We start from the raw sequence: 26,616 nt of genomic DNA on the forward strand, positions 1-26,616 counted from the left end.
GGGCGCAGCTCCGGCTGCCTGCGGCGCGGCAGCGGCGCGCGCGCTGCGGGCGCGCGCCTGGCGGCGCAGCCGGGCGACCCCGGCGGCGAAGCCGGGATCGCCGGCGTCAAGGGGGACAAGATCATCGACGATGAGCTTGAAGTCCTCGTCCCCCTGCTGCACGGCGGCCTGGATGATGACCAGGCTGCCGGCTTCGAGCTTGTCCCCGAAGCGGGACCATGCGGCAGGGAACAGCACCGCCTCGGCGCGCACGATGCGGTCCTCCGCCTCCGCGAAGGCCATCTGCTGGCCCTTGCGGGTGCGCAGCTGCTTCAGCGACACGACTCTCACCGCGGCGACGCAGGATGCTCCATCCGGCGCGTCGGCCAGGTCGACCAGACGATCGAGCTCCAGCCCGGCGAGAACCTCCTCGACAGCGTCGAGCGGATGGCCGGTCAGGTACAGGCCGAGCAGGTCCCGCTCCAGCTCCAGCTGCTGCACGGCGGAATAGGGCTGCACGGCCGGCAGCTCCACGTCCCAGTTCTGCACTTCCTCGAAGCCGAACAGCTCGATCTGGAGTTCCTCGCGCTCCTTGCGCCACTTCTGCGCCGTCTCCACCGACTCGTCGAGCGCCGCGAGCTGCTGCGCCCGGTGGCCGGGCATCGATTCCAGAGCCCCTGAGCCGATCAGGCATTCCAGGACGCGCTTGTTCACGACGCGCAGGTCGACGCGCCGGCACAGATCGATCAGGCTCGCGAAGGAGCGCTCCTTCCTTTCCCGCAGGATGGACTCGATCGCCTGGGTGCCGACGTTCTTGATCGAAGCAAGGCCGAAGCGGACCGCTCCGCCATCCGGAGCGAAGGTGACTCCGCTATGGTTGACGTCAGGCGGCAGCACGGCGATGCCCATCCGCCGGCATTCGTCGATGTATTCCCCGGTCTTGCGCTGGTTGCCCGTCACGGAAGCCAGCATCGAGGCCATGAAGGCGACCGGGTAATGGCGCTTGAGCCAGGCCGTCTGGAACGCCAGCACGCCGTAAGCCGCCGCATGCGCGCGCGGAAAGCCGTAGTCGGCGAAGCGCAGGATCATGTCGTAGACCCGGTCCGCCTCCTCTTCGAGATAGCCTTGGCCGAGGCTGCCTCTGACGAAGGCCGCTCTCTGCTCGTCGAGAATCTCGCGCTTCTTCTTGGATACGGCCCGGCGCAGCAGGTCGGCCTCCCCGAGCGAGAAGCCGGCCATTGAAGAGGCGATCTGCATGATCTGCTCTTGGTAGACGATGATGCCGTGCGTGTCCTTCAGGATCGGCTCCAGCGAAGGATGCGGATATTCGACCTCCGCAAGTCCGTGCTTGCCCCGAATGAACTGCGGAATGAACTCCATCGGACCCGGCCTGTACAGAGCCAGCACCGAGACGATGTCCTCGAACGTGGAAGGCTTCAGCTCCCTCAGCACGCGGCGCATGCCGCTGGACTCCAGCTGGAAGATGCCCGTCGTATCCCCCCGGCCGAGCATCTCGTACGTCGCCGGGTCGTCGTCTGCGATGGCGCGGAAGTCGATATCCGTTCCTTCGCTTTCCCGGATCCAATTCAGCGTACGCTCCAGGATGGACAGCGTGCGCAAGCCGAGGAAGTCCATCTTGAGCAGTCCGACCGCCTCGACGTTCTCCATGGAATACTGCGTAAGCGGAGCCGCTTCGGAGCCGGCCTGCAAAGGCACGTAGTCCGTCAGCGGACGTCCGGCGATGACGACGCCTGCGGCGTGCGTGGAGGCATGCCGCGGCATGCCTTCCACCTTCAGCGCCATCGCGATGAGATCGCGGGTCGCCGGATGTTCCGCGCTTTCGCGCAGCTGCGGCACGGCAGCCATCGCCGATTCCAGCGTCGTGCCCGGCTGGCCCGGAATGAGCTTGGCGATGCGGTCCACGTCGCCGAGCGGCATGTCCAGCGCCCTGCCGACGTCGCGGACGGCCGCCTTGGCCGCCAGCGTGCCGAAAGTAATGATTTGGGCGACATGCCCGGCTCCGTACTTGCGGCTTACGTAGGCGATGACCTCGTCGCGCCGCTCATCGTTGAAGTCGATGTCGATATCCGGCATGCTGATCCGCTCGGGATTGAGGAACCGCTCGAACAGCAGCCTGTGCTTCAGCGGATCCACATCGGTGATCTCCAGGCAGTAGGCGACGAGGCTGCCCGCCGACGAGCCGCGGCCCGGACCGGTGCGGATGCCCTGCTCATGGGCGTAGCGGATGAAGTCCCAGACGATGAGGAAATAGTCGCTGAAGCCCATCCGCTCGATGACGGACAGCTCGTAGCGCAGCCTCTCCTCCGCCTTCTGAAGGAAGCTGCCGCCATCTGCCGGAGAAGCCGTCCCGCCATCTCCGCCGGCCTCCGCCATGGAAAGCCCGGATTCCGCTCCTCGGTATCCCGGTTCTCCGTCAACCGCGCTTGCCGAGCCTGTCGTTCCCCAGGCGTCCGCGGCGTAACGTCCCGCCATCCCCTTCAGGCACAGCTCCTCCAGATAAGCCGCGGCTGTCATGCCCTCCGGCAGCGGGCTGTATTCCGGCAGCGCGTGCTCGCCGAGCCTCAGCTCCAGATTGCAGCGCTCGGCGATGCGGACCGTGTTCTCCAGCGCCTGCGGCACGTGGCGGAACAGCCGCCGCATCTCCTCCGGGCTCTTGAGGTAGTTCTGTTCGCCGTGCATATGCATGCGGTCCGGATCGCTGACGCTTTTGCCGGTGCCGATGCAGATGAGCACATCCTGCACGGCGGCATCGTCCTGCCGCAGGTAGTGGGCGTCATTGGTCGCGACGAGCGGGATGCCCGTCTCTTCCGCCAGCGCCATCATGCCGGCCATCACCTTTTTCTGCTCCGTCATGCCGTGATCCTGGATTTCCAGGAAAAAGTCCTCGCCGAACGCGCTGCGGTAACGGAGCGCCGCCCTCCGCGCTTCCTCCGGACGGTCGTAGAGCAGATGCTGCGCCACCTCTCCCTGCAGGCAGGAGCTGAGGCAGATCAGCCCTTCCGAGTGCCGGGCAAGCGCCTCATGGTCGATCCGCGGCTTGTAGTGGAACCCTTCCAGATGGCCGATCGAGCACAGCTTCATGAGATTCCGGTAGCCGGCTTCGTTTTTGGCGAGCAGGATCAGATGGTAGATCGGATTGTCCTTGCGCGTTCCCTTGTCCGCCCTGGAGCCGGCCGTCATGTACATCTCGCAGCCGATGATCGGCTTGATGCCGTGCTTCAGGCAGGACTTGTAGAAGGGAACCGCCCCGTACATGACGCCATGATCGGTCAGAGCCAGCGAGGTCATGCCGAGCTCCGCCGCGCGCGCCGTCAGGTCGCGGATCCGCGCCGCTCCGTCCAGCAGGCTGTATTCGCTGTGCACATGCAGGTGCACGAAACTCTCGCTTCCGCTCATCGGCTCTCTCCCTCTCCCCCTGCGGGGCACACTTGTTCGCTCTTTCCGTCTATCTTATCATAAATAACCCGGCCAAGCCCATAGAATGGAGGAAGGGAGACAAGCGCTCCCTACTACTAGCCGAAACAGGTGAGGCGGATGAGTCGAATGAACATGATCTTGACCAAAGCCCTGATCGATTGCTTCATTGCCTTCGGAGTCGTAGTCGGAGGCACCCTGCTCGCGGGCATCGCCTCCGTGCTGGCTTCCTCGCCGCCGTCCCTTATGATGATCGATACGGCGTCGCGTCTGAAAATATGGGCGCTGGTCGCCGCGGTCGGCGGCACGATCGATCCCATGCGGGTCATCGAGAGCAACATTTCCCAAGGCCATCTGTCCCCGGTGGCCCAGCAGCTGCTGTTCATAATCTGCGCTTTCATCGGGGCGCATGCCGGCACGGAGCTGATCCGCATGATCTGCCGGGACGGGGTGTGAGGAGATCCCATGCGCATGCCTCCTTTCGCCCGCTTCGCCAGGCTTACTCAAGCGCTCGGCCTTGTCATCTGCGGCATCGTCATCGGCGCCGCCCTCTACCAGGCTCTCTTCCAGGCCCAGTTCGACCGGATCGCCAACCTCAAGAGCGAGCTGGAAGGCAAGCTCAACGAACGGGATTACGAAATCGAGAAGCTGACCAAGTTCAACGAACAGCATTCCATCATCAAGTCGCTGCAGATCCGCTTCGAGAACGGTCCGGTCACCGCGTCGCTCGACGAGCCCGCCAAAACGCGGCTGCGGAAGATGCTTCACAACGATCTGAAGGTGCTGGAGGGGCGCAGCATCTACGACATCGACCGCGAGTCGAGGCTGGCACGCGAGCTGCTCGCCGGCAAAATCTATAAAGACAAGGACAAGAACCTGCTGCTCGAAATCAAAACCGTGCTCGTCGTCGACAACCGGCTTCAGGTATGGGTCAGCGTGAGCCAAAAGGGACCGGAAATGAACAGCAGCGCCAAGCAGGACGACTCCCGCTGAAAGGCAGCCATTTCGGAAACAGCCCGGCAGGAAATCAAGATTCCCGTCGACAGACGCTTCTCCGTGGTCGGAGCGGCAGGCGGGGCAATGCTCGTTGCAGAGCATTCTTCCGGAAGCAGACCGGCGGCTGCACCGCATCGGCGGCGATATTTATATCAAGGGATCATGTCTCCATCGGCCGTTCAAGGCCGCATTCTCCGCCTGGCCTCCGCCGCAACCTGTTCGCGATTGCATCCGCATTCGTGGTACAATGGCCAAAAACCGGACTTCGCGTCCGCAAGTTGAAAAAGGAGCAGCACTCGACCATGAACGATCCCGTCGTATGGCTTCAGTGGATTCTCATCGCAGGCATCGTCCTGACTTCTGCGATGTCCGTCGTCTACAGCTTCAAATCCCGCCGTTCCTCCGACCAGCGCCAACGCGCGCTGCACGCCGCCCGCATGAATATCAGCATGGGCAGCATGCTGATATTCATCTCGCTGATCCAGATGTTCATGTACAGCGGCTCCACGCTGCGCGTCATCATCGGCTCCCTCTTCATGGTGATCGGGCTGTTCAACATCTTTGCCGGCCTGCGCAACCGCAGCATGATCCGCGCCGCCATGGAACGCAGCGGCAGCTGAAGCTTGCCGCTGCTTCCGGAACAGCAAAGCCGGCCTGCACCGCCGTATATCGGCAGAGTGCAGGCCGGCTTTTGTCATTCCCCTCGAAATGCGATGGAGCGGATCGGAGACGCTCACGGACTTTGAAGTTCCGGCGCCGGGCCGAGAAGCCAGGCAGCCCGGACAGCGGGTCTTCAGCGTGCTCACCACGTCTGCAATCGGGCTCAGCCTCCTCGCGAAGACAGCGCCGCATCCAGAATGGGGGCTACCATGTACAGCCGTCCGTCGTCATCGGGAACGGTGATCCGGATCGGTTTCTGCAGGCCCCCGATTGCCAGCTCAAGCCGGGAAAAGTCGATGGCATGCACGATTTCCCTCATGCCCCCTCCGTGGAACAGCACCTGCCAGGACGATTCAGCGCCGGCGATCCGCTCAACCCCGAGCAGCCTCTGCCGGGTATCGCCTATTCCTGCCGTCCTGGCGGACAGGAAGGCGGATTCCGCATCCACGCTCAGTCTCACCGCCCCCGAAGATCCCGCGACCAGGCAGGCACGATCGAGCGCTTGGCGAAATACAGTCGAATCCAGGGAAATACCTCGGGCTCCCTCCCCGAATATGTCCTCCTTGATATGCGGCAGGCTGCCTTCCAGCCTCGGGAGCTGAACCTTTGCCCTCCCTGCCGACAGGTGGACCTGGGAAGGAAGGATAGCAAGGGCTAGGGAGGCTCCCTTTTCCATTCCGAGCGCCTTGAGCGAGTCGTGAAGCGGCTTGGCCGGGAGCAGACAGCTCCAGCCGGCTCCTCCGTCACCCCAAGCGCCCATGCGGCAGCTGGCATAACGGACTCCATCCGTAGCCGATAGCTTCCAGGACGATCCTCCCGCTTCGATCAGAATGCCGGTCAACGGCAGCCTTGAGCCCGAAGCCGCTGCGGCGAAAAAAACCTGCTTCAGCTTGGAATGGAAGCTGCCGGCATCCAAAACGAAAGCAGGGCTGCCGGCAGCATCGGCCAAAACGGGGATTTCTCCGGATTCGGCAACGGCCAGCCGATGCTCCGACTGCCCGGCCTTGATGCGGGCCATGCCGCCTGATGGTCCTTCAAGCTCAAGCCATTCCCCGTCCGCCTGGCGAATAACGGCAAGGAAATAACGGGCTGGCAGGGCCAGGCGTCCTATATCCTCGATCTTCAGCAAGCCGGCATCTTCCGGCAATACGGCTTGATGCACGACCCTCCCGGCAGCCGCGCTCACGGCGAGCTCACCCGCGCTCGCGGTCAAATGCAGCTCCCCGGTCCGGAAATTGCCCCCCGCCGGAACAACTTGATCACACGCTTCCATCAATAGATCCCGCTTGATCATCAGCCGCATCTTCCCGCCACCTGCGCCTTCATCCCATTATTTTTCGGTTTCTTCCGTTTCTTCGGTTTCTTCGGCTTCTTCAGCCCCAAAGGCCCCTGCAGCGACAGCGGCTTCCAGGAGACCCCGCAGAACCTCCGACCTGGACTGGCCGTTCCGGCCGCATCGCCTGTCGATCTCGGCCCACAACGAGTCGCTCAGCGTGAGCGACACCTTGCGCGTCATTCCGATCGCCTTTCTGCCTGCTCCGGAACGATTGCCTCCGCGCGGATACATCATGGACAGCTGGCCGTCCGGTTCCCGTGCGGCTATTTTCGTGAATTTACGATCCATGGCATGGCTCTCCTTATTTTTGAATAAAGTTACTAAAATCAATTTATCTCTAGTTCAGTGTACCATGAACGCTTTTAGCTTGTAAATGAATGGAAAAATCAAATGAAAAAAAGGCCGCTTTTGCCAAGAGCGCCGGGAAGGCAGCGCTCATGGAAAAACGGCCTGTCGTTAAAAAGAGAGAGACGGAATCAGGAAGACGAGCGTAATCGTCCTGCCTGGCGAGCCCGGATCGGGGTCCATGCCTGTCGGCAGATTCATGCCATGCAGATGCAGAAGGCTCGGCAGCCTATCAATAGCCGTCCATCAGCTGCATGGACAGAATCGCCTTGGCCGCCACTCCGGAGGAATCGCTGAGCTGGATTTCCAGCTTGGCCGACTTGCGGCTCATCTCCAGCACCGCAGGCTCCAGATGCAGCTGCGAATCGATGGCGACCGGCCGCATGAAGTACGACGTCACGCTCTCGATCATATGGTCGCTCCGCCCGCTCTCCCGGACCATGCGCCGGGAAGCCTGGATCATGAGCGTCGCAAGGACGCCCTCGGATACGGTTCCCGGCGTGCCGGACATCTGCGCCGCGGCTACGCCGGAATACCGGAAAGAGCCCTCGTCCTCCCGGCGCTCGAAGCCCGCGCCGATGAGCTCGTCGAACGTCTCTCCGGACTCGCCCTGGCGGCCGGTGATCCGCATCGCTTCAAGCACTTCCTGGCGGGTGATGACGCCGAGCAGCTTCCGGTGGCGGTCGACGACGGGCAGCAGGTCGATGCCTTCGGCCGCCATCGTATGAGCGGCCGAGGTGACGGTGATATTGGGGGCAGCCGTAATAGGATGACGGGTCATCAGCCGCTCCAGCGGCGTCTGCGGATCCGATCCGGCCGCATCCTTGGCCGTCATCATGCCCGTGACACGCCCCCGCTCGTCCAGCACCGGAAAGCGGAAGCTGCCCGTAATGCCAGCAAGCCGGTGGAAATCCGCCGCCGTATCCTTCGCGCCGAGCACGTCCGCGGGCCGCCCGAAGCTCATGATATCCTCGATCAGCACGATCTTCTGCTTGATCAGCCGGTCATACATGGCCCGATTGATCATCGAGGCCACGGTGAAGGTGTCGTGGCGGGAGACGATGATCGGAAGCCCCCGCTCGTCGGCCAAGGCGATGACCTCTTCCCCCGTGCCGAAGCCGCCCGTAATGAGCACGCCCGCACCTTGCTGCAGCGCGGTCCGGTGGGCTTCCTGCCTGTTGCCGACGATGAGCAGGCTGTCTTCGTTGATATAACGGCTCATAGCCTCCAGCTCCATCGCGCCGATGACGAACTTATGCAGCGTCCGCTGCAGGCCTTCCGCGCCTCCGAGCAGCTGTCCCTCCACGATATCGGCCACGTCGCCGAAGGTGAGCCCTTCGAGCGATCCTCTGCGGGAGCGGTGCACGCGTACGGTTCCGATTCTTTTTTTGGTCGCGACAAGGCCCGTCTGCTCGGCTTCCTTGATCGCCTTGTAGGCCGTTCCCTCGCTGACTCCATGCTCCTTGGCGATGCCCCGGACCGATATCCGGACTCCCGGCTCCAGCTCCTCGATATGGCGGATCAGCTGTTCGTGCTTCGTTAATGCTTCCATGGATGGTTTGCCGCTGCTGTCTGAGGCCACCTGCTTCGCCGCCTTTCGCCGATGAAAAATCGATGTGTTCATTTTAGCAAAAAGCCGCTAAAGTAGAAATGAACGCCTGAACCGATACGTAAATGGTCCGACAAGGAGAGCCAAGTGTGAATATTGATTACAGCCTGCTCATGCGCTCTGCCACTCTCTATGTCTTCGTATCCATTCCCCAGAGCCTCATCTTCACCTGCTTCACCTTCCAATTTCTCGGCATCCGGACCGAAGGCCTCTGGAAGCGGATTCTTGGATTCGTCGCGGCGTCCTCCCTATATACCGATCTTTTCTTCTTCGAGCTTCCCGCCTGGGCGCATTTCAGCAATACGATCCTTTCCATTGCTTTTTTTCTCTGGCTGTTTTTCCGGGAAATGAGTCTGCGGCAGCGCCTGGTGCTGCAAGCGCTGCTGCTCATCTTCATCATCCTGTCGGATATGGTTACAATGGGCGCCGCGGTTCAGTTCACCGCCTACGAGAGCGTCCTGAGCGGACCTGTCTGGCTGAAGATCGCCGTCTGCTGGCCTTCCTTCGCCTTGTTCGCGCTGGCGGCGCTGCTGATGGAGCGCCGGAATTTCCATCCCGGAGCCATGCTGAAGAAGGGCTTTGCAAAAGCGGCAGGGTCATCGATGCTCTATTTCATCCTGCTCGTCTCCCTGCAGTTCATGCTGCTGGCGCTCCTGTTTCTCGAGCACTATGTCGTCAGCGGCGTCCGGCAGACCTCTTCGCTCCTTCTCGTTCTGAGCGTCTCGACGATCGCCCCGATCATCTTCATGGCGCTTCGGCTGATCGCCCAAGCACGCCGCGAAGGGGAAGACAAGGGCGGACAGGCATTCGAAGGCGATCTCGTCCGGATGCTGGCTACGATCCGGGGACAGAGGCATGATTTCATCAACCATGTCCAGACGATGCATCTCATGCTGAAGCTGGGCAAGCACGAGGAGCTGACGGCTTATATGGGAGAGGTGCTGGAGGAGATCCAGGCCGTCAACCGGGTCGCCGCCGATCTCGCCGCCTTGCCGTTTCCAGCCGTCGCCGCCCTTCTCAGCGTCAAGGAAGAGGCGGCCAAGTCCCTCGGAATCTCGCTGGACTACGAGATCGCAGATCTGCTTCTGGCAGCCGAGCTGCCTCCTCTCAAGAGCATCGACCTCGTCCGCATCACGGCGAACCTGCTCGACAATGCCTTCGACGAGGCCGCGGAGCTGCCGGACGGACAGCGCGAAGTCCGGCTCGAAGCCTCCCTGAGCGGGCGCGGCATGACCATCGCCGTCTCCAACCGCTGCCGGGCCGGAACGGATCTCGCGGTTCTTCAAAAAATGTTCCGATCGGGATATACCACCAAGCCGTCCGGCTCGGGCCACTCCGGACTCGGGCTTTCCATCGTGGCGGAGCGTGCCAGGCACTACAAAGGATCCGCTTCCGCCCGGCTCGACGGCTCCTTCCTCTGCGTCAGCGTCGTACTTCCCTGCGCTCCCATTCTGTCCGGCGGCGGAGAGGCTGCGGCAGGAACGGACCAGGCAGGAGCAGGGACCGAAACGGTCTGATGGACCCGTTGATCATGAAAAAAGAATCCGCACCGGCTCAGAAGCCAAAAAAGACCGGATGCAGAAAGCTGGCTCCAGCTCCTGCATCCGGTCTTTTTCTCGTCCCCCGAAGACTGCCGCCTCTCAGCCGCGGTAACGGCGTTCAGGCTTCCTCTCCAGCAGCTTGCGGTTCTGCATCGCCCGCTGCCGTCGTATGGCGGCTACGCGCCTGCGTTCCCGCTCGCGGTCGCTGATCAGGACGCGCAGGTTGGCCGCGATGACGAGCAGAGCCAGCGCCGACCACAACACCCCGAACACCGTCGCGAAGCTCCACGGGCTGCCGAGCTCCAGGCGCGGCAGCGCATAGAGGAGCATGCCGAGCGCCGCGAGCAGGTAGATTCCATGCTTCCATTTGCCGGAATTCATCCGCAATCCTTCCCCCTAACTCTCCTAGTAGGCTGCTTGTCTGTCTAGCCTATGCGGACGAGCGGACGAACATGCCCTCCAGGGAGAAGGAATAGGAATAGGATCCGTTAAGGAAGCAGCACGGATTGCATGGAGTTGCCGATGATCCGGTTGACGTCTTCATACACGACGCCAAGGCGCTTCTCCGCCTCGAAATAGTCCTGAACGAGCGGATTGAGGCTCAGCAGCTCGTACAGCTTGCCGAGGCCGTCCAGCTCTTCGGCGGACGGCTCCTCGCCGCCCATCATGCGCTGCTGCAGCTCGACCTGGCGCCGCTGGAAGTCGGCCAGCATCCGCCGGGCATCCGGATCCCGGTCCGCCGCAGCGCGGGCTTCCATGACCTGCTTGGCCTCCAGACTGCCTTGCAGAGCTTGGGCCAGCTCGTAAGCACGGTCATATACGTTCATGGCTTCATCTCCCTCGTGTTTCCTGCGCCCATCATACCATCATGGAAGAGGCGCTGGCAAAAAAGCATGGCCCCTGCAAGCGGGCCGCTGAAAAAGGTATCGCTGCGCGCGAGGTCACTGAAAATGTGTCGCTGCAGACGGAAATCATTCTTCCGATCGCTGTTGTCCCCAGCTTTCTCTGATTTCTGCCGCTTTTAACGGTTGAAATCCGGGGACAAAGGCGACCACATCCGTTACTCCAGAACGATTTCGCGCCTTACGCTTCTGTTAGCGGCCTCGCTGCAAGCATACCGCAGCCTGTCCCTTGCGGACTGGACTGCGCGCCTCCGCGCCCCGGCATCCGCCCAATCAGGCCGAAACGCCCCGTCCTTATTGGAGGCGCCTATCACCAAGGTATAGATGTCCTCATATGATGAATTAATCCGTTTCATTCACCAATACCCATCCGACCGCCAACCCGCACTACCCTTCGCTCTGGAAGGAGATTCTTCGATGCTTAAATCCAAAATCACCGTCCAGGTGCCGCAGGCAGGCACCTTGGCCGAGGATACCATCCTGCTGGGCGATGCTTATGTCAAGCAATACAAACTGTCGCCCGGCCACCCTGTCACCTTGAAGTTCGGCTCGTTCCGGACTACGGTGCGCATCTCATCCGGAGGCAAAGGCGACGTCATGAAAATCGGCGCCTCGCTGGCCCGCCAAATGGGCATACCGGGAGGAGCCGTCCTGCGATCGAGCTACAAGCAGAGCTCGAGCACCTTGTCGTTCGGTCCTCTGATCGGCGTCCTCATCAGCCGGGATTATCCGCAGCAGACGGATCGGCCATTCGGGGCGATCACGATGTTCTGCCGGGAGCTGGTGGATGCCTGCGCCGCTCAAGGCGCCTCCGTCTACTTCCTGACTCCCGATGCGGCGGTATCGGGCTCGCGCATCGAGGGGTGGGTCTACAACGGCGGCTGGCGGAAAACCAGCATGCCCGTACCGGATGTGGTCTACAACCGGCTTACCACGCGCAAGCTGGAGAACCGCCCTTCGGTGCAGCAGTTTTTCAAAGAAGCGAAATCACGATATGGAACTCAAGTGTTCAACGAGAAGTTTCTAGATAAAAACGAGGTGTTCGGCGCTCTCGGGCATGAAAGCAGCCTGGCCAAATACCTCCCGGATTCCAGGCTGCTGCGCAGCTATGCCGATCTCAAGTCGATGGCTCCGCGGCATCCCGTCCTGTTCCTCAAGCCCGAGCGCGGAAGCCTCGGCAAAGGGATCATCCGGGTAAGCAAGCTCGAGGGCGAAAGCGTGCTGGCCACCTATACGGCGCCGGCCGGCATCCGCCGCCAATCGTATCCCAGCCTGGCTAAGCTGTATTCCTCGCTGGGCGGCAAGCTGAAAACCGTGCGATACCAGCTGCAGCAAGGCCTCACCCTCATCGATATCGGCAAGCGGCCCGTCGACTTCCGGGCGCTCGTGCAGAAAAACCATAGCGGCAACTGGGCGCTGACTTCCATCGTCGCCCGTACGGCGGGCAGCAATCACTTCGTATCCAACCTCGCCCGCGGCGGAACGCTCAGCCGGGTCAAGGAAGCGGTGGCGCGGAGCAATCTGGCTCCCGGCTACAAGGCCGGCGCCGGCGCCAAGCTGCAAAAAGCCGCACTCGATATTGCGCAAGGCATCGACGCCCGGATACCGGCCCACTTCGGCGAGCTGGGCATCGACCTGGCCCTCGATACCGGGGGCAGGGTATGGCTGCTGGAGGTCAACTCCAAGCCTTCCAAGAACGACAACACGCCGCTGAACGAAGGCAAGATCCGTCCTTCGGTACGCAACATGATCCAGTATTCCCGCTATCTGGCGGGATTCTGACGGAATAAAGGGGGCGGTCCATATGAGAGGCAACCGAAGCAGCGTCGGCGTCCTGGTATCGGATATCCATGAAGGAGAGGGCGGCCGGGAGCAGCGCAGGACGTTTCCGGAAGACAGCTTTCTCGCCGCCCTCAGCAGCCGGGCCGAAGAGCTCGGAGTGAATCTGTACGTGTTCACTCCGGGAGGCCTGGATCCGGACAGCGGCACTCTTACCGGCTATGTAAGGGAGAGCTGCGGCTGGTCCGAAAGGGAAGTCCCTTGGCCTGCCGTCATCTACGATCGCTGCGGCCCTCTCGTCGCCGGCCGCACCCGCCCTTACAGGGACACATTGAGCCGGCTGGCCGCCCTGCAGCCCCATGTCGTCCTGAACGGCTGGCTGCCCGGCAAATCCGCCCAGTATGATGCTCTTCGCCGCAGCGGCGCCGAGCTCGCCGAGCTCGTGCCTCCATGCCGTCCGCTGGCCGGCAGGCAGGCGCTATGCGAGACAGCCGAGAGATACGGATCCCTCTTTCTCAAGCCGGACGGAGGCATGCAAGGCCGCGGCGTCATCAGCGCGGCTCCCGCAGCCGAAGGCGGCTGGCTCGTTCGAGGCCGGGACGGCGGCAGCCGGCCCTTCCGCAGCCTCCAGCCGGATCTGGACGCAGCCGCAGCGCTGATCTGCCGGCTGGCCGGCCGCGCCCGCTACGTCGTCCAGCCCTGCCTGCCGCTCTGCGACCGCCAAGGCCGGCCCTTCGACATCCGCGCTCTCGTCCAGAAGGACGGCCGCGGCGAATGGCGGCTGACGGGAACAGCGATGCGCCGGGGAAGGCCCGGAGGCGTCGCCTCCAACCTCCACGGAGGAGGCGAAGCGATTCCGGCCCGAGACGGTCTGTCCATGCAGCTCGGGCCTGCTGCCGCCGACGCGGTCGCAGCCCGCATCGACAGGCTGGCGCTGGCAGCGGCCGAAGCAGCGGAAAGCTCTTTCGGCCGCTTCGCAGAGCTTGGCCTCGACTTCGGCGTCGAGCCGGATGGAAGGCTGTGGCTGCTGGAGATGAACTCCAGGCCGGGGCGCGAAGCCTTTTCCGGCTTCGCGGGCGGAACCGCCCGCACGGCGGTGGAACGACCGCTGCTCTATGCCCGGCTCCTATGCGAGGGACCGAGTCCTACGCCCGCCGGACGCAGCCTCATCCGCATGTTGAATCATCATCCATTGACATAGATCCGTTACCCTAGCGACAGAACGCCCAGGAGGTTCCTCATGAGTCTTACTTTATGCAATGTGCATTTCTCCGGCAAGAACGACCGGGTGGTCTATGTGTCGGGACCGTTGTACCGGTCGCTGAAGCTGTCCGGAAAAAAGAAGCTGTCGATCAGGCTTGGAAGGGAAACGGTGACGGCCTCGGTGAAGTCCGTCAAAAGGGAAGGCAACCATGTATACCTCGGCTCCGCCATCCGCCAGCACATCCGCGTTCCTAAGTCCGGCAACGTGTTCATGCTGCACGCGAACGAAGACGAGGTGCAATTCGGGCCGCTCGTCGGCATTCTGAGCGACGGCTATGTCTCCTCTTCCATGCCGTTCGGCTCCCGCACCGGCTTCATCAAGGAACTGATCCGCATCGGAGACAAGAAAGCCTACTTCTTCGGGTTCGCCCCGCGCGACATCAACTGGCAGCAGGAAACGGTGAACGGCTACTTCCTGAATGCCGACGGCGGCTGGTACCGCAAGACCGTACCTCTTCCGGACGTCGTCTACAACCGCCTGCCGAGCCGCAAGGCCGAGACCGGCACCTATATTTCCACGCTCCGCGAACGCTTCGTGCGCAAGGGAATCCCCTTCTTCAACTGGAGCTTCTTCAATAAATCCGATGTCTACAAGCTGCTCGACAAGGATGTCGAGGCGCTGCGCCATCTGCCGGAGTCGGTATCCGCACCGACAGAGGAGAAGATCAAGGAGCTGCTGAGCAAGCATAGCTTCGTCTACTTCAAGCCATCCGGCGGCAGTCTCGGAACCGGCATCTACCGTCTCACCTACCAGCCGAAAAAAGGCTATTTCGCCCGCTACCGCAGCGGCGGCAAAAACGTGCTGCTGCGCTTCGGCACCTTCCAGGGACTCATGAAGACTCTTCATGCCCGCATCGGAAGCTCCTTCGGAGGTTATGTGGTGCAGCAGGGCATCCGGCTCGTGGAAATCGACTCCTGCCCGATCGACTTCCGCTTCCACATGCACAAGAACGGCCGCAATGAGTGGGTGACCGCCGGCATCGGGGCCAAAAAAGCGGGACGCGGCAGCGTCACGACGCATATCAAGAACGGCGGCTCCTTGATGACGCCGGCAAGCGCCCTCTCGCGCGCATTCGGCGGAGAGACGAGCGAAGTGCTCGAGAAAGCGAAAAAAGTAGCCGTGAGGATGTCGGAGGCAATCGAGCGCAACTATCCTCACCGCCTGGGCGAGCTCGGTCTGGATATCGGCATCGACAAGGAGGGCGACGTCTGGATGTTCGAGGCCAACGCCAAGCCCGGACGGTCCATTTTCAAGCATCCCGCCTTGAAGACGGAAGGCCGCGCCTCTCTGGAATATATTCTGGAACATTGCCTGTACCTGAGCCGCTTCCGAGGGAGGGACAGCTGATGGAGCTCGAGCAATTTCCCGGCTATCCTCCCGCCGAGCTCGCTTCCAAGCGGCCGGTTCTGGCTATCCTGACGATGTCGGATCGGTTGCTCGGGTTCAGAGGCAATCGCGAAAACTTCGCCGACGTGGCCAAAACCGGACGCGATATGGGCTTCACCGTCTATGTCCTGCCCTGCAAAAGCCTGAATTTCACCGATCCGATGCTGATCGGCTACGGCTTGAACGACAAGACGGGGGAATGGATCAAGGGTCGCTTCCCCTTCCCCGACCTCGTCTACAATCGGATTCCCCAGCGCGAGGACGAAATGCGCCCGAAGGTGCAGCAAAAGATCCGGCTGTGCCAGCAGCATCCCCGGATCAAAGGCGTCTTCAATCCTTCCTTCTTCAACAAATGGGAGCTGTTCGAGTGGCTGAAGAAATCCCAGGCGACGAAGCGCTATATTCCGTCCACCCGCAAAATGGTTTCGGTCACCGGCCTCTGCCGGATGATCAGCCAGCATCCCTATCTCTACCTGAAGCCGGTCAGCGGCAAGGCAGGCAAGGGAATCATGACCATCCGGGTGATGGAGGGCAAGACGCTGCCTTATCGGCTGCGCATCCAGCAAAAGAAAAAAAGCAGCACGTATAATTGCGCGACGATAAGCAAGCTGTGGTCGCGTATTCTAAGAGAGAGCGGCGGAGTGTCGTACATCGCTCAGCAGGGCATCGATCTCGCGCTGTACCAGGAGCGCCGGTTCGACCTCCGCGCGCTCGTGCAGAAAAACGGAAGCGGCCAATGGGCCGTCTCCGGCATCGGCGCCCGCCTCGCAGGCTCCCGAAGCATCACGACCCATGTTCCCCGAGGAGGCAGCATCGAGGATCCGGAGAAGCTGCTCCAGCATGCTTTTGGCACCCAGGAGGCCCGCGAGCTCATGAGCAAGGCAAAGAGCGCCTGCGTGCAGCTGGCCCGGCAGATCGAGAAAGCCAGCGGGCAATGCCATGGCGAAATGTCGATGGATCTCGGCGTCGACGCGGAAGGCTGCCTGTGGTTTTTCGAAGCCAACGCCAAGCCGATGAAGTTCGACGAGCCCCACATCCGCAAAAAATCGCTCGAGCGCATTTTCCAATACGGATCGTACCTGATGCGCTCGCCGAAACAGGGGAAGGTTGGAGGCGCATAAGCATATGAATGTACAGCTGCTCACACCGGCGCAGTGGAGCTGTCACCGGGATCGGTTGATCCGGCTCATCAAGTCTTGGGGCAGCGGCAGGCTGACCGGAGCGGGACTCGCCGCGCTGGAAGCGTTGCAGCCGGCCGATCTCGAGCCGAGGCAGCTTGGCGGCAGCCGGTCTGCGCCGGCAGCCGCGATCGCCGTGGTCACGACGGAAGACGGCAAGACGGCGGGCGCGGCTTTCGCCCGCGAGGCGGGCCTGGAGGCCTGCCTTGTCGCCGTTGCCCCTCCCCTGCGCGGGCGCGGAGCCGGCAGCCTGCTCCTGAAGGCGCTGCAGGAGCGCTGGGGGCATCTCTCCTGCAGAGTCGCCGCGGACAATACCGCGAGCATGAAAATGTGCTTCCGCGCCGGTCTTGCGGCGACATCCCTGCAGGACGGCCCAACCGGCAAGGCGACGCTCCTGTTCCAAAGCGCTGCTTGGCCGGTTGCCGCAGCGGAAGCCGCCGCCGCTCATGCAGCGGATCCTCCGTCCGCGGCAAGGCCCGGAAGCCCAGCCTCCCCGCGGCTTCGAAGCGGAACGGCCGGTTCCCGGCCGGCTTCGCCGCTTATCCAACATCCGGGGGGAACAAGCCGACCGCCGGACGCATCAAGGAGAGATGACAGTGGCCCGACCCGTACTCGGCATTTTAACGTTATACCTCAATAACCAGAAGCAGCTCGAGGAGAGGCCCGTCTACCAGCGGATGATCGTCGCGGGCAAGCGCCTCGGCATGGACGTGATGGTGTTCACCCCGGCGGATGTCGATTACGAAGGAAACCGGATCAATGCCATGTTCTACGACCCTTCGACGAAAATATGGTCGCGGCGCCGGTCGGCCTTTCCGCATCTCATCTTCGACCGCTGCCGCATCCAGAATTCGCCCCGGTTCGAGCAGCTGAAGAAATTCCGCTCCCGCTACGGGCATCTCGGATTCCTGAACCGGCCGCTGAGGAACAAATGGAAGATATACAAAACGCTTCAGTCGCAGCCCCGCTTCCAGAACAAGCAGCCCCAGACGCTGATGTACGCCTCCCACCGGGATCTGACCGACATGCTGAAGAAGCATCCGCTCGTCTTCCTGAAGCCGATCAACGGCACAGGAGGGCGCGGCATCCTGCGGATCGAAAAGCTTGGCGGCAGCATGTATTCCATCCAGGGACGCGACCAGTCGCGGAAGATCATCCGGCCCCAGAAAGTCGGCGCGAACGGGCTTCGGAACCGTCTAAGCTCCTGGAGACTCGGCGGAGGACGCTATATCATCCAGCAGGGCATCCAGCTGAAGCTTCCGAGCGGACGCGTCCATGACTACCGGATGCTCGTGCAGAAGAACGGACGCGGCGAATGGGAGCCGACCGGCTGCGCGGGACGGATCGGAGCGGCCGGCAGCATCACCTCCAACCTTCACGGCGGCGGCAAGGCGGCAAAAATGGAAGAGCTGCTCGATTCCTGGATCGATGAAGGACTGCAGTCATCCGAGATCAGGCTCGAGGCCGAGCAGTTCTCGATCGAAGTGGCCGAATATCTGGAACGGCAGTACGGCAGGCTGTGCGAGCTCGCCCTCGACCTGGCGATCGACCGTCAGGGCGGCATCTGGCTGCTGGAGGTCAATCCCAAGCCGGCACGCGAAGTGTTCAAGCAGAGCGGAGATCCGGATACCTACGACCGGGCGATCGTCAAACCCCTTGAATATGCCCTGTACCTCTATAACCGCAAGGCGAAGCGCAAGTCGGGCGGCCGCACCAAGGACAGCCGTCCCGTCGGCTCCGGCAAGGCTGGCAGGCGCGCGGGCGGCGACCGGACGAAGGGAATCCGTCCGGCTGACCAGCGGAAAGGCCGTTCCGAAACAACTCCCGTCGATAGCGGCAAGGCCGGCAGCCTCTCTGTCCGGAGGGAGCCTTCGGCAAAAGAAAGCTTCGGCAAAACGGGCCAGGCGCGCGTCCGGGTTCCGGGCGGGTTCCTGAGGCGCAGCCCCGTCTTGCCCGGCAAGCCTCTGGCCGCCGACCGGCCGGTGGTCCGTTCCGTCCAACGGCTTCCGGAGCCGGAAGAAGACTGGACGCCCGAAAGCCAAGCGACGGAACTTGAACCGCCCTCTGAAGCGGCGGCCGAGACGGATACGGGCTCTATGTCTGCCGAGGGTCCGGCTGAATCATAGGCCTCTCATGCAAAAAGGAATCGGACACGGGAAAACCGTGCTCGACTCCTTTTTTAGCTGCACCTCTGTCCCTGTCTTCGTGTTGCTCGGTCCCTGGTGTCTCGCTGCTCAGTCCCTGTCTTCGCATTGACCAAGGATCCGCCATCGCCAGCTTCAACAGCCATCATGGAATGTCAGCTCCTTCCAACAGACGGAATGAAACAGCGGCATCCCAATGGGATGCCGCTTTCGGTATGCGGTTCAAGCTTCCGGCAGCAGCTCCAGCAGCTCGGCGAAGCCGGAGATGCGCACGTCGCTGCCGTCCAGCTCGCCGCTGTCGCCGAAGCCTGCGTATGCGCAGCCGACGACGGCGAGCCCGTTGCCGGCTCCCGCCTGCACGTCGGAGGAGCGGTCGCCGACCATCCAGGCGCTGCCGATGCCGTTCTCTTCCAGCAGCAGACGCACGAGATCCGTCTTGGAAGCCGTTCCCCGGCCGCCAGCGGTGTACAGTCCGGCGAACAGCCCGTCCAGACGCTTATGCAGCACGATGCCCTCCACATAATCCTGGAGGCCGTTGCTGGCGACGAACAATGTGATGCCCTGCCGCTTCAGCTCCGCCAGCGTCTCCGGCACGCCTTCGTACAACAGCCCGTCCCCGGCCGACAGCCCTTCCAGCTCGTACTGCAGCATCAGCACGTCCGCGCGCCGCCTCGCCGCCTCGGAGGCATCCGGCATCAGCTTGCGCCATATATCCTCCAGCAGCATGCCCAGACAGCCGAGCAGCGCTTCGACAGGCGGTTCAGGCTGCGTGTACAAGCCTTCGTCGCGGAGCGTGCCGAACAGCCTTCCGTGCACGAGCCGCAGCAGCGTCTCCGTCTGGAACAGCGTGCCGTCCATATCGAAAATGACCGCTTCGGGCCTGAACAGCTTATTGATGCCGATTTCCTTCGCCATGCTCCCACCCTTTGCCTGATTGATTGCCATCATCATACGGGAAGCGCCCGCAATAGGCAACCTACCACTTGGAGGCGTCGATGTCTCCCGGCTTCAGCCCTTGCCATACATTGGGGATGCTGACCGCATCGGGGTCGTCGAACACCAGGAACGCGGTCGGCAAGTACCGTTCGCCATGCTGGGAAGACGGATTGTTGACAATCTCTCCGCCGTTCACCAGCACGGTGGACGAGCCGCCGTCGAGATTGGCCGCAATGACCGCGCCGTGATCCAGCAGGATATTCTGCACGTCGTACAGATCCGCCCCGATGCTGTAGCCCGGCTGGCGGCCGTCGATGACGACGAACAAGATCGATCCGTCCGCCTTCTGGCCCATCGCGGTGCGGGGAGCGATGCCCCAGCCGTCGCCATGGTTTTTGACGAGCCCCTTGCCGTTCACGATGATGCGCGGCTGGAACGTGACGCCTTCCTGAATGCCCAAATCCTCCAGCTGCTTCAGCGTGTAATGGCCGGCGATCATCTTGCCGCTCTTGTCGAGGCCGACGATCTGGGTGCTCTTGGATTTGTCGAGATCCTGGTAGAGCACCTTGCCGCGTGAAATGACGGCTCCGATCGGCTGGAAGCCGTTGCCCTTCCAGTTCGGGTCCGCGAATCCGCCGGCGTTGACTCCCGCGATCGCCCCGTAGCGCTTGACCATGCTCGTGACCTTTTCCCCTTTGCCCTTGGCGGCAGGAATGCCGAGCCGGATCTTGGTCGGATCGCTGACCGTCATCACGAAGCCCTTGAAGGACTTGCGGGATATCGGCTCGACGGTGACCAGCTCCTTCGGCTTGTCGGAAGCCGTCGACGAACCGGCCGGCTGCATGATCTCATGATGATCCGCCTCCTGGCCCATCTTGTCGAAGGACTGCTGGTAGGAGGCGACGCGCTTGTCCAGCTCCTCCTGGCCGATGAGATACTTGGCCCAGATGCGATGCTGCGTCGTAATCAGCGTATCCGCCGCCAGATAGCGGTATTCATTTCCGCTGGGGGTATAGAAAAGCCATGCGGCCAAAGCTCCGGATGCGACGATTCCGGCCGCGCACAACATCAGGCACAGGCGGAACAGACTTGCGAAAAATCCCCGTTTCTTGCGGCTCCGCTTCTTGCGGGCCTGCGAGCGGGAAGCTAATTGCGCCAACGTCATCCCTCTCTCCACATATAGTCAACGACTCAGACGAAGGGAGCGGGATGAAAGTTTCAGGAATAAATGGAAGCAGCGCCGCTGCTGCGGCAAGGTTCATCTATCCCTCCTTGGCTTCGGCTCTATCCGCGCGCAAGGAGCTGCTTCGCGGGCGGGAGGCATAGCTGTGCAGAACCATTCCGGCCATGACGACGATCATTCCGATCCAGGAAATCGGAGAAGGATAGGCGCTTCCGAGCAGCAGCATCTCTCCTCCCGCCGCGAACAGCACCTCCAGGGATTGGGTGGCCTCGACGGAAGCCATCTTCTCCGTGCTGCGTCGGGCCAGATCGGTGGCGTGGAAAAAGAGCACCGTAGCCGCCACTCCGGCAAACACGGCGATGAGCAGCGTCTGCAGCAGCTGGCCGCCGGACGGCGGTCCATCCATCGACCAGCCGAGCGCGGCCAGCAGCAGCCAACAAGGCAGGCTGGCAATCGTCATTCCCAGCACTCGCTGGTAGGCGTCCAGCCGGCCTCCGCAGAGCTCCATCATCTTGCGGTTGCCAAGCGGATAGGCAAAGGAGGCCACGACGACAGCCATGATCCCCAGCCATGCTTCTCCGGCGTCCAGCGGGCTCGCATATCCGATCTGCATCAGCGCGACGCCCGCAAGGATGATCAATGACAACGCAAGTCCTCTCAGCGGAAGCTTCTGACGCCTTCTGCGGGCTCCTTCCGAAGTCATGACCGTCTCATAGAAGAAAGGAACCAGCAGCGATCCGGATATGATCGTGATCTGCCACACCCCCGCCGTCAGCCAGCCGGGACTATAGGCGGCCGCATAGCAGATCGGGGCGTAGAACAGCCCGAAGCCGACAAAGCTCCACAGCAGCCAGCTGCCGGGCCTGAGCCTCATCTCCCGGAACAGGGGAAGCAGCCTGCCTCTCGCGCCGACGAGAAGCATGAGCAGCGGAACCATGAAGAAATATCGGAGCGATGCGCTCCAGAGCCAGCTGCCCCCCGCAAGCTCCATCCCGCGGTTGAGCACGAACGTGACCGCGAACAATAATGCCGATGCGGCGCCGAGCGCGATAGGACGCATGACGGCTCTCCTCCCTTTTTGCACAACTCAATCGCTTTAATGCTATTAAACCGCTTTTCGGCCAAGTAGGCCAGTGTCCGTTCCGCCCGTGCCGGCATAGGCTATAACATCCTTAATCCATCGGAGGCATGCGCATGTCATTTGTACCTGTAGGTCCCGGCTACCCGCCTTATCCGTACCCCTACCCTTATCCGCCCTATCCGGAAGTTGTTCCTCTCCCCATTCAGTACCCGATCGGCGGGTTCGGTCCTGGATTCGGTCCCGGGTTCGGTCCCGGCTTTCACGGCCCCGGCTTCGGTCCCGGGTTCCATGGCCCGGGCTTCGGTCCCGGCGGCTCCGGTTTCCACGGAGGGGGAGGCTTCCATGGCGGCGGTTTCCATGGCGGCGGTTTCCATGGCGGCGGACACCGTCCCCCTTCCATATTCGACCGCTGATTCTCTTGCCGTCCAAACAAAAAACGCCGGAGCGCCCCCGGCGTTTTTCCCTATGTTCCTGTAGACTCTTCTCGTTTTCCGATATGTCGCAGTTCGTTCAGAACATCTTCTTCTGGCCCATGTCCGCTTTGATAATTTCCACGGATTCCTTGAACCTCATCGCATGGACGATTTCCCGTTGGCGAAGGAACTTCAAGCTGTCCTGCAGATCGACGTCGTCCGTATAATCGATGAGCCATTGATAGGTGGCCCGGGCTTTCTCCTCTGCCGCGATATCCTCGTACAGATTCGCAAGCGGATCGCCCTTGGCCGCGATATAAGTAGCCGTCCAAGGAATTCCGGCGGCATTCTCGTAGAACAAGTCCCCGCCATGATTGACAAAATCGGCTCCCAGCCCCGCCGCTCTCAGCTGGTCGGGCGTTGCGTCCTTGGTCAGTTTGTAGATCATCGTCGCGATCATTTCCAGATGGGCGAATTCCTCCGTGCCGATATCGTTCAAGACTCCGATGACCTTATCGGGAATCGTGTAGCGCTGGTTCAAGTAGCGCAGCGCCGCCGCCAGCTCCCCGTCCGCCCCCCCGTACTGCTCCGTCAGGAATTTGGCCATCATGGGATCGCATTTGCTTACTCGAACCGGATACTGAAGCTTTTTTTCATAGAGCCACATCGTTCCACCCCGCTTTCCCGGTTATGAGACGCTATTGCCTTGTCCTGCTCCGCTTCATTCCCAGCTGTCTCTTTAGCCCGCGTCGCCAGGGGGAGCCTTGCCGGCTCCTCCCTCATCGACGCTGCGCACCCGCTGCACCTGCGCTGACAGCCGGCTCCGGCTATGTTGCCTGCTTGCCGCATTTCCGACCCTGCTGAACACATGCGGTCATACCTGCCACGGCCATGGAGTCTCGCTCCACTGCCATGGGTAACGGGAGTAGCTGTTGCCGAAGTTCACGAGCGGACCGAACTGCATTTCGAACTGCTGGGCGCAAGCCTGCCGTTTCTGGGCCAGCTGGTTGAACTGCTGGATCGCCTGCATGTCTCCCGGATGGGTGTTGAGATACAGATTCAGCTCCACAAGCGCGAAATCCAGCGTCTGGAGCTCCCTCAACTGGGCATAGTAGGCTTCCATGTCAAACACCTGCTTCTCCTCGCTCATAGATCCCGGTCAGCTCCTTCCGCATCTGGATTCGTAAGGACTGTAGAGCGCCGGCCACAGCGTGCCCAGCCTAAGCGCTTCCTCGAGCGGATACTGAGGCAGTCCCATCGGCTGATAGGGAATATACTGGTTGGGAGGGATGACGTACGTCTTCACCTGAATGGGCGGACAAGGATCGAACGGACCATGGAACGGGAACCACTCCCGGTATCCGGCTCCGGGCACGCCCGGAGGAGGAATTTCCCCGCCTTGATAGCCTGCCGGCTGGACGGCGCCGTACCCTCCTTGGGCTTGATTTCCGCCGTATCCGCCTTGATTCCCGTATCCGCCCTGAGCTCCATAGCCTCCCTGGACAGAAGCCTGGAACTCGGGCTCATTTCGATAGGTTCCGGGAGAATAGCCTTGATTCCCGATGACGCCGCCGTATGGACCCGGTGCAGCGCCGTACGAAGCCGGAGCTCCCGCTCCTTGCCTGCCTGCCTGCATGTTCATGCCATCATCCCTTCTGACTGACCTGGGCGCGTCGGCTCGTCAAGCCGGGACATTCGGCGCCCTGCTGTTATGCTCGTTTAAAGGGTATGTAGGATGGCTTTTCCAACTTGCCATAATTTTAAAAGACCGTGCGACCCGGCACGAATCGCAGGATGGCAGCTCCCAGCCGCCTGCATGATCGTCCTGCCGATAGAAGCCGCTTGTTCCGCACGCTCGGCATCCATTCCGATGCATGCAGGCAATCATGCCCGATATGGGAGCCCAGCCTCATCTCCCCGCGACTGGACGCGAATCGACAGCTCGGGCTATGACGGCGAACAAACGGGCCGCATCCGCTCCGGATGCCGTCATGTACTCCGCTCCGGCTCTGTCCAAGCCCATCCATACGGATGCGGTATAACGTGCCGTATACCCGACGAACCAGGCATCCCGGCTCGATCCGGGAGGACCGCCCTCCAGCTGCGTCGTGCCGGTCTTGCCGGCCACTTCTCGACCCAAGCCCGCCTTCCTGCCGGTTCCGTCCCGGGCGGCGCCTTGCAGCATGGAGGTCATGGCGGCCGCGGTTTCCGCCGACATCGCCCTCTTGCCGGCAGGCTGGAAGGCATAGACGATTCTGCCATGCCGATCCGTGATGCTGCGGATGAGATGCGCTTCCTCATAGCTTCCTCCGGCCGCGAACGCCCGGTAAGCCTGGGCCATCTCAACCGGCGTAACTCCGGAAGACAGTCCTCCGAGCGCAATCGCCAGATGCCGGTCTTCCTTCCCTAGCCGGATACCGAGCCCCGAGGCGAATTTCACCGAGGCTTGCAGCCCAATCTGCTGAAGGAGCCATACCGCGGGGGAATTGATCGAATTCTGGACGGCCTGCCGCATCGGGACGCTTCCTCTGTATACCCCTCCCGGATTCGTCGGGGCGTAGCCGCCGTAGCTGGCTTTGCGGTCCTCCAGCATGGATTCCGGGGAGTACAAGCCCGTCTCCAGCGCCGGTCCGTATACGGAGATCGGCTTGAATGCCGAGCCGGGCTGGCGGCGGGCGAACGCACGGTTGAATCCGCCCGAGGCCCCGCTGCTGCCTCCCGCGAAGGCCATGATCTCGGCAGTCCCGTTGTCCAGCACGACGGCAGCCGCTTGAACCGGCTTGCCGAGAGAGCTCTTGGGCAGATCGGCATCTCTGGCAAGCTTCTTCTCGATGTCAGCCTGCAAGCCCGCATCCAGACCGACCGCAACCGTGTATCCCCCGCCGAGCAGCTCCTCTTCGGACAGCGAAGCTCTCTCCCCCGCCTCCCGGATGACGGCTTCTGCGAGAGAAGCGCTCGCCGGCTTTTTCGGCGCCGCAGGCGCCTTGTAATCGACGGCGCCGGCCATCTCCATTTGCCGCTGCGTAATATATCCTTGCTCGCGCATGAGCCGCAGGACGACTTGGCGCCGCTCCTTGCTGCGCTCCGGGTGGTCGATCGGATTGTACAGCGCCGGTCCCTTCGGGATGGCTGCGAGCGTCGCAATCTGCCACAGCTCCAGACGCTCCAGCCTCGACTCGCCGAAGTAGCGCTCAGCCGCCGCTTTCACACCGTACAGCTGCTTGCCCATGTAGACCCGGCTCAAATACTGGCGGAGCAGCTCGTCTTTGGAATAGCGCCGTTCCAAGGAGAGCGCGGCGGCCATTTCGAGAGCTTTGCGCAGCAAGCTCTTCTCATTGGACAGATAGGCCGTCCTGGCGAGCTGCTGCGTGATGCTGCTGCCTCCCTCGACGATCCGGCCGCTGGAGACATTTGCTGCCGCGGCTCTGAGCAGGGCGCGGAAGTCGATGCCGCCATGCGAATAGAACCTTTTGTCCTCCGTCGCCACGAAGGCTTCCTTCAACAGATGAGGGAGCTGCCGCTCCAGCTCTCCTCCACGATATCCATACTGCGGGCTCGTCAGCACGCCCAGCTGCTTGCCCTGGCGGTCGATCAGAAGCGAGGGCGCGACCGGCTCGCCAAGTGCGCGCGCGCCGTCCGTGACGGCGTCTCCCGCCCAGTGCAGCGCGGCGATTCCGAGCATGCATAAGGCTGCCGCAACCGCAGCCGCATCGAACCAGAAGCGGCTTTGCCATAAGGGAAGGCGGCTCCACGGCTTCTTAATATTCCCTTTCATCCGGCGCATCGGACTTGTCCGTCCTTTCTCCATTCCGCTGCTCCCAGCGCTGCATGCGTCCCCGAATGTCGGCCAGCTGCTTCTCCGCTTCATGCAGGGAGTTTCTCATCATCGCCTCTTTCGGCAGCCTTTCCGCAGTCGGCAGGCAGGCTTCATACTCTTCCCGCAGCTTGCCGGAGCGCCAATGGTAGAAAACCAGAAAAAGGGCGGCACATGCCATCAGCAGCGCCGGTTTGGCGCCGACATGATTGACGATCCAGGCAGCCGACCGGGCCGGCAGGCTCCCTCTCCCGATTCCGCTTGACCGGGTCAACAATCTCAGCAGCCGCAGCAGCAAGTATCCGCAAGCTCCGCTGAGAATGGCCGATGAAACGCATGCGAGATAAAACTTTCTTCGGATGGCTTCAAATGACATGCCGCAATCCCTCCCTATGATTACGACCTTACCAGGAAGTTCTTAATAATCGCGGGAGATGCGGCTTAGGAAATTCTTAACTTTCCGGCAGGAGATGAATATTCACGCGAGAGAAGAATCTCCCAGCATCGTTCCGAAGGAACCCGGGGATCCTTCCCTGCCAGGAGGAGGACTTCGAAATTCCGTTCGCTGCCAGAAGAAGGAACCCCCAAATCCCGCAGCGTACGGGGCTGTGCTACAATAGGTGGAAAAAAATACA

25 protein-coding genes are annotated in these 26,616 nt (G+C 62.0%); 11 read left to right on the forward strand and 14 right to left on the reverse strand.

The annotated features are described in order from the left end of the window. Positions 1 to 3,396: DNA polymerase III subunit alpha (locus tag ACLBWT_RS13825; protein WP_447663711.1), on the reverse strand; the 3,396-nt coding region annotated here is incomplete at its 3' end. Between the two features lie 147 nt (positions 3,397 to 3,543). On the opposite strand from ACLBWT_RS13825, the gene ACLBWT_RS13830 reads away from it, so the two are divergent. The 3 genes from ACLBWT_RS13830 to ACLBWT_RS13840 all read left to right on the forward strand — a co-directional run bounded on the left by ACLBWT_RS13830 (position 3,544) and on the right by ACLBWT_RS13840 (position 5,030). After that, positions 3,544 to 3,870: a YtrH family sporulation protein gene (locus ACLBWT_RS13830; RefSeq protein WP_447663712.1), complete on the forward strand. Its 327-nt coding sequence runs from the start codon at positions 3,544 to 3,546 to the stop codon at positions 3,868 to 3,870. A gap of 15 nt (positions 3,871 to 3,885) precedes the next feature. Beyond that, on the forward strand, positions 3,886 to 4,407 hold the full coding sequence (locus ACLBWT_RS13835) for a hypothetical protein (RefSeq protein ID WP_447663713.1): 522 nt from the start codon (positions 3,886 to 3,888) through the stop codon (positions 4,405 to 4,407). A 305-nt stretch (positions 4,408 to 4,712) separates the two neighbouring features. Continuing rightward, positions 4,713 to 5,030, forward strand: coding sequence for a YtpI family protein (locus ACLBWT_RS13840; protein WP_447663715.1), 318 nt, complete (start codon positions 4,713 to 4,715; stop codon positions 5,028 to 5,030). 203 nt (positions 5,031 to 5,233) lie between these two features. Here ACLBWT_RS13840 and ACLBWT_RS13845 read toward each other — a convergent pair whose 3' ends face one another. The 3 genes from ACLBWT_RS13845 to ACLBWT_RS13855 form a co-directional block, all read right to left on the reverse strand. Then, on the reverse strand, positions 5,234 to 6,373 hold the full coding sequence (locus ACLBWT_RS13845) for a DNA polymerase III subunit beta family protein (RefSeq protein ID WP_447663717.1): 1,140 nt from the start codon (positions 6,371 to 6,373) through the stop codon (positions 5,234 to 5,236). A 27-nt stretch (positions 6,374 to 6,400) separates the two neighbouring features. Beyond that, positions 6,401 to 6,694 (reverse strand): ribbon-helix-helix protein, CopG family, encoded by a 294-nt coding sequence (locus ACLBWT_RS13850; protein ID WP_447663719.1) that lies wholly within the window; start codon positions 6,692 to 6,694, stop codon positions 6,401 to 6,403. 289 nt (positions 6,695 to 6,983) lie between these two features. Next, positions 6,984 to 8,303, reverse strand: a complete 1,320-nt coding sequence (locus ACLBWT_RS13855; protein ID WP_447663721.1) for a DRTGG domain-containing protein — start codon at positions 8,301 to 8,303, stop codon at positions 6,984 to 6,986. 146 nt (positions 8,304 to 8,449) lie between these two features. On the opposite strand from ACLBWT_RS13855, the gene ACLBWT_RS13860 reads away from it, so the two are divergent. Then, on the forward strand, positions 8,450 to 9,877 hold the full coding sequence (locus ACLBWT_RS13860) for a sensor histidine kinase (protein WP_447663723.1): 1,428 nt from the start codon (positions 8,450 to 8,452) through the stop codon (positions 9,875 to 9,877). Positions 9,878 to 10,000: 123 nt separating this feature from the next. On the opposite strand, the gene ACLBWT_RS13865 is transcribed toward ACLBWT_RS13860, so the two are convergent. After that, the gene (locus ACLBWT_RS13865) at positions 10,001 to 10,282 is read right to left on the reverse strand and encodes a hypothetical protein (protein WP_447663725.1); all 282 of its coding nucleotides are present in this window, start codon (positions 10,280 to 10,282) and stop codon (positions 10,001 to 10,003) included. 107 nt (positions 10,283 to 10,389) lie between these two features. After that, a complete protein-coding gene (locus tag ACLBWT_RS13870) occupies positions 10,390 to 10,728 on the reverse strand; it encodes a YlbF family regulator (RefSeq protein ID WP_447663726.1) in 339 nt (112 codons plus the stop codon). Positions 10,729 to 11,220: 492 nt separating this feature from the next. Here ACLBWT_RS13870 and ACLBWT_RS13875 point away from each other — a divergent pair, with 492 nt between their 5' ends. From ACLBWT_RS13875 to ACLBWT_RS13900, 6 genes are read left to right on the forward strand one after another with little or no spacing between them, the layout of a single operon-like run. Then, complete coding sequence (locus tag ACLBWT_RS13875) at positions 11,221 to 12,585, forward strand: YheC/YheD family endospore coat-associated protein (protein ID WP_447663727.1); 1,365 nt, start codon at positions 11,221 to 11,223, stop codon at positions 12,583 to 12,585. A 22-nt stretch (positions 12,586 to 12,607) separates the two neighbouring features. Next, the gene (locus ACLBWT_RS13880) at positions 12,608 to 13,783 is read left to right on the forward strand and encodes a YheC/YheD family endospore coat-associated protein (RefSeq protein ID WP_447663729.1); all 1,176 of its coding nucleotides are present in this window, start codon (positions 12,608 to 12,610) and stop codon (positions 13,781 to 13,783) included. 39 nt (positions 13,784 to 13,822) lie between these two features. Further along, positions 13,823 to 15,193, forward strand: coding sequence for a YheC/YheD family endospore coat-associated protein (locus ACLBWT_RS13885; RefSeq protein ID WP_447663730.1), 1,371 nt, complete (start codon positions 13,823 to 13,825; stop codon positions 15,191 to 15,193). Then, entirely contained in the window at positions 15,193 to 16,353 is a 1,161-nt protein-coding gene (locus tag ACLBWT_RS13890; RefSeq protein WP_447663731.1) for a YheC/YheD family endospore coat-associated protein, read from the forward strand. The genes ACLBWT_RS13885 and ACLBWT_RS13890 overlap by 1 nt, the downstream gene beginning before the upstream one ends. Before the next feature lie 4 nt (positions 16,354 to 16,357). Then, positions 16,358 to 17,050, forward strand: coding sequence for a GNAT family N-acetyltransferase (locus ACLBWT_RS13895; RefSeq protein WP_447663733.1), 693 nt, complete (start codon positions 16,358 to 16,360; stop codon positions 17,048 to 17,050). Beyond that, positions 17,007 to 18,536, forward strand: a complete 1,530-nt coding sequence (locus tag ACLBWT_RS13900; RefSeq protein ID WP_447663734.1) for a YheC/YheD family endospore coat-associated protein — start codon at positions 17,007 to 17,009, stop codon at positions 18,534 to 18,536. The genes ACLBWT_RS13895 and ACLBWT_RS13900 overlap by 44 nt, the downstream gene beginning before the upstream one ends. Positions 18,537 to 18,776: 240 nt before the next feature. Here the strand turns inward: ACLBWT_RS13900 and ACLBWT_RS13905 are convergent, their stop codons facing one another. The 3 genes from ACLBWT_RS13905 to ACLBWT_RS13915 all read right to left on the reverse strand — a co-directional run bounded on the left by ACLBWT_RS13905 (position 18,777) and on the right by ACLBWT_RS13915 (position 21,733). After that, positions 18,777 to 19,469, reverse strand: a complete 693-nt coding sequence (locus ACLBWT_RS13905; RefSeq protein WP_447663736.1) for an HAD family hydrolase — start codon at positions 19,467 to 19,469, stop codon at positions 18,777 to 18,779. Between the two features lie 61 nt (positions 19,470 to 19,530). Beyond that, positions 19,531 to 20,655, reverse strand: a complete 1,125-nt coding sequence (locus ACLBWT_RS13910) for a phosphodiester glycosidase family protein (protein WP_447663737.1) — start codon at positions 20,653 to 20,655, stop codon at positions 19,531 to 19,533. 97 nt (positions 20,656 to 20,752) lie between these two features. Beyond that, positions 20,753 to 21,733 carry a DMT family transporter gene (locus tag ACLBWT_RS13915; protein WP_447663738.1) on the reverse strand — a complete coding sequence of 327 codons (981 nt, stop codon included), beginning with the start codon at positions 21,731 to 21,733 and terminating at the stop codon, positions 20,753 to 20,755. 134 nt (positions 21,734 to 21,867) lie between these two features. Here ACLBWT_RS13915 and ACLBWT_RS13920 point away from each other — a divergent pair, with 134 nt between their 5' ends. Further along, positions 21,868 to 22,167 carry a hypothetical protein gene (locus ACLBWT_RS13920; protein WP_447663739.1) on the forward strand — a complete coding sequence of 100 codons (300 nt, stop codon included), beginning with the start codon at positions 21,868 to 21,870 and terminating at the stop codon, positions 22,165 to 22,167. A gap of 97 nt (positions 22,168 to 22,264) precedes the next feature. Here the strand turns inward: ACLBWT_RS13920 and ACLBWT_RS13925 are convergent, their stop codons facing one another. The 5 genes from ACLBWT_RS13925 to ACLBWT_RS13945 form a co-directional block, all read right to left on the reverse strand. Further along, positions 22,265 to 22,834 (reverse strand): manganese catalase family protein, encoded by a 570-nt coding sequence (locus ACLBWT_RS13925; RefSeq protein ID WP_447663740.1) that lies wholly within the window; start codon positions 22,832 to 22,834, stop codon positions 22,265 to 22,267. Between the two features lie 207 nt (positions 22,835 to 23,041). Beyond that, complete coding sequence (locus ACLBWT_RS13930; protein ID WP_447663741.1) at positions 23,042 to 23,317, reverse strand: spore coat protein CotJB; 276 nt, start codon at positions 23,315 to 23,317, stop codon at positions 23,042 to 23,044. Between the two features lie 9 nt (positions 23,318 to 23,326). After that, complete coding sequence (locus tag ACLBWT_RS13935; protein ID WP_076356782.1) at positions 23,327 to 23,542, reverse strand: spore coat associated protein CotJA; 216 nt, start codon at positions 23,540 to 23,542, stop codon at positions 23,327 to 23,329. 534 nt (positions 23,543 to 24,076) lie between these two features. Further along, positions 24,077 to 25,975, reverse strand: a complete 1,899-nt coding sequence (locus ACLBWT_RS13940) for a transglycosylase domain-containing protein (protein ID WP_447663742.1) — start codon at positions 25,973 to 25,975, stop codon at positions 24,077 to 24,079. Next, the gene (locus ACLBWT_RS13945; RefSeq protein ID WP_447663743.1) at positions 25,926 to 26,357 is read right to left on the reverse strand and encodes a hypothetical protein; all 432 of its coding nucleotides are present in this window, start codon (positions 26,355 to 26,357) and stop codon (positions 25,926 to 25,928) included. Before ACLBWT_RS13945 ends, ACLBWT_RS13940 begins: the two co-directional genes overlap by 50 nt. Positions 26,358 to 26,616 lie beyond the last annotated feature (259 nt).

It is taken from the genome of Paenibacillus sp. D51F (assembly GCF_053345695.1).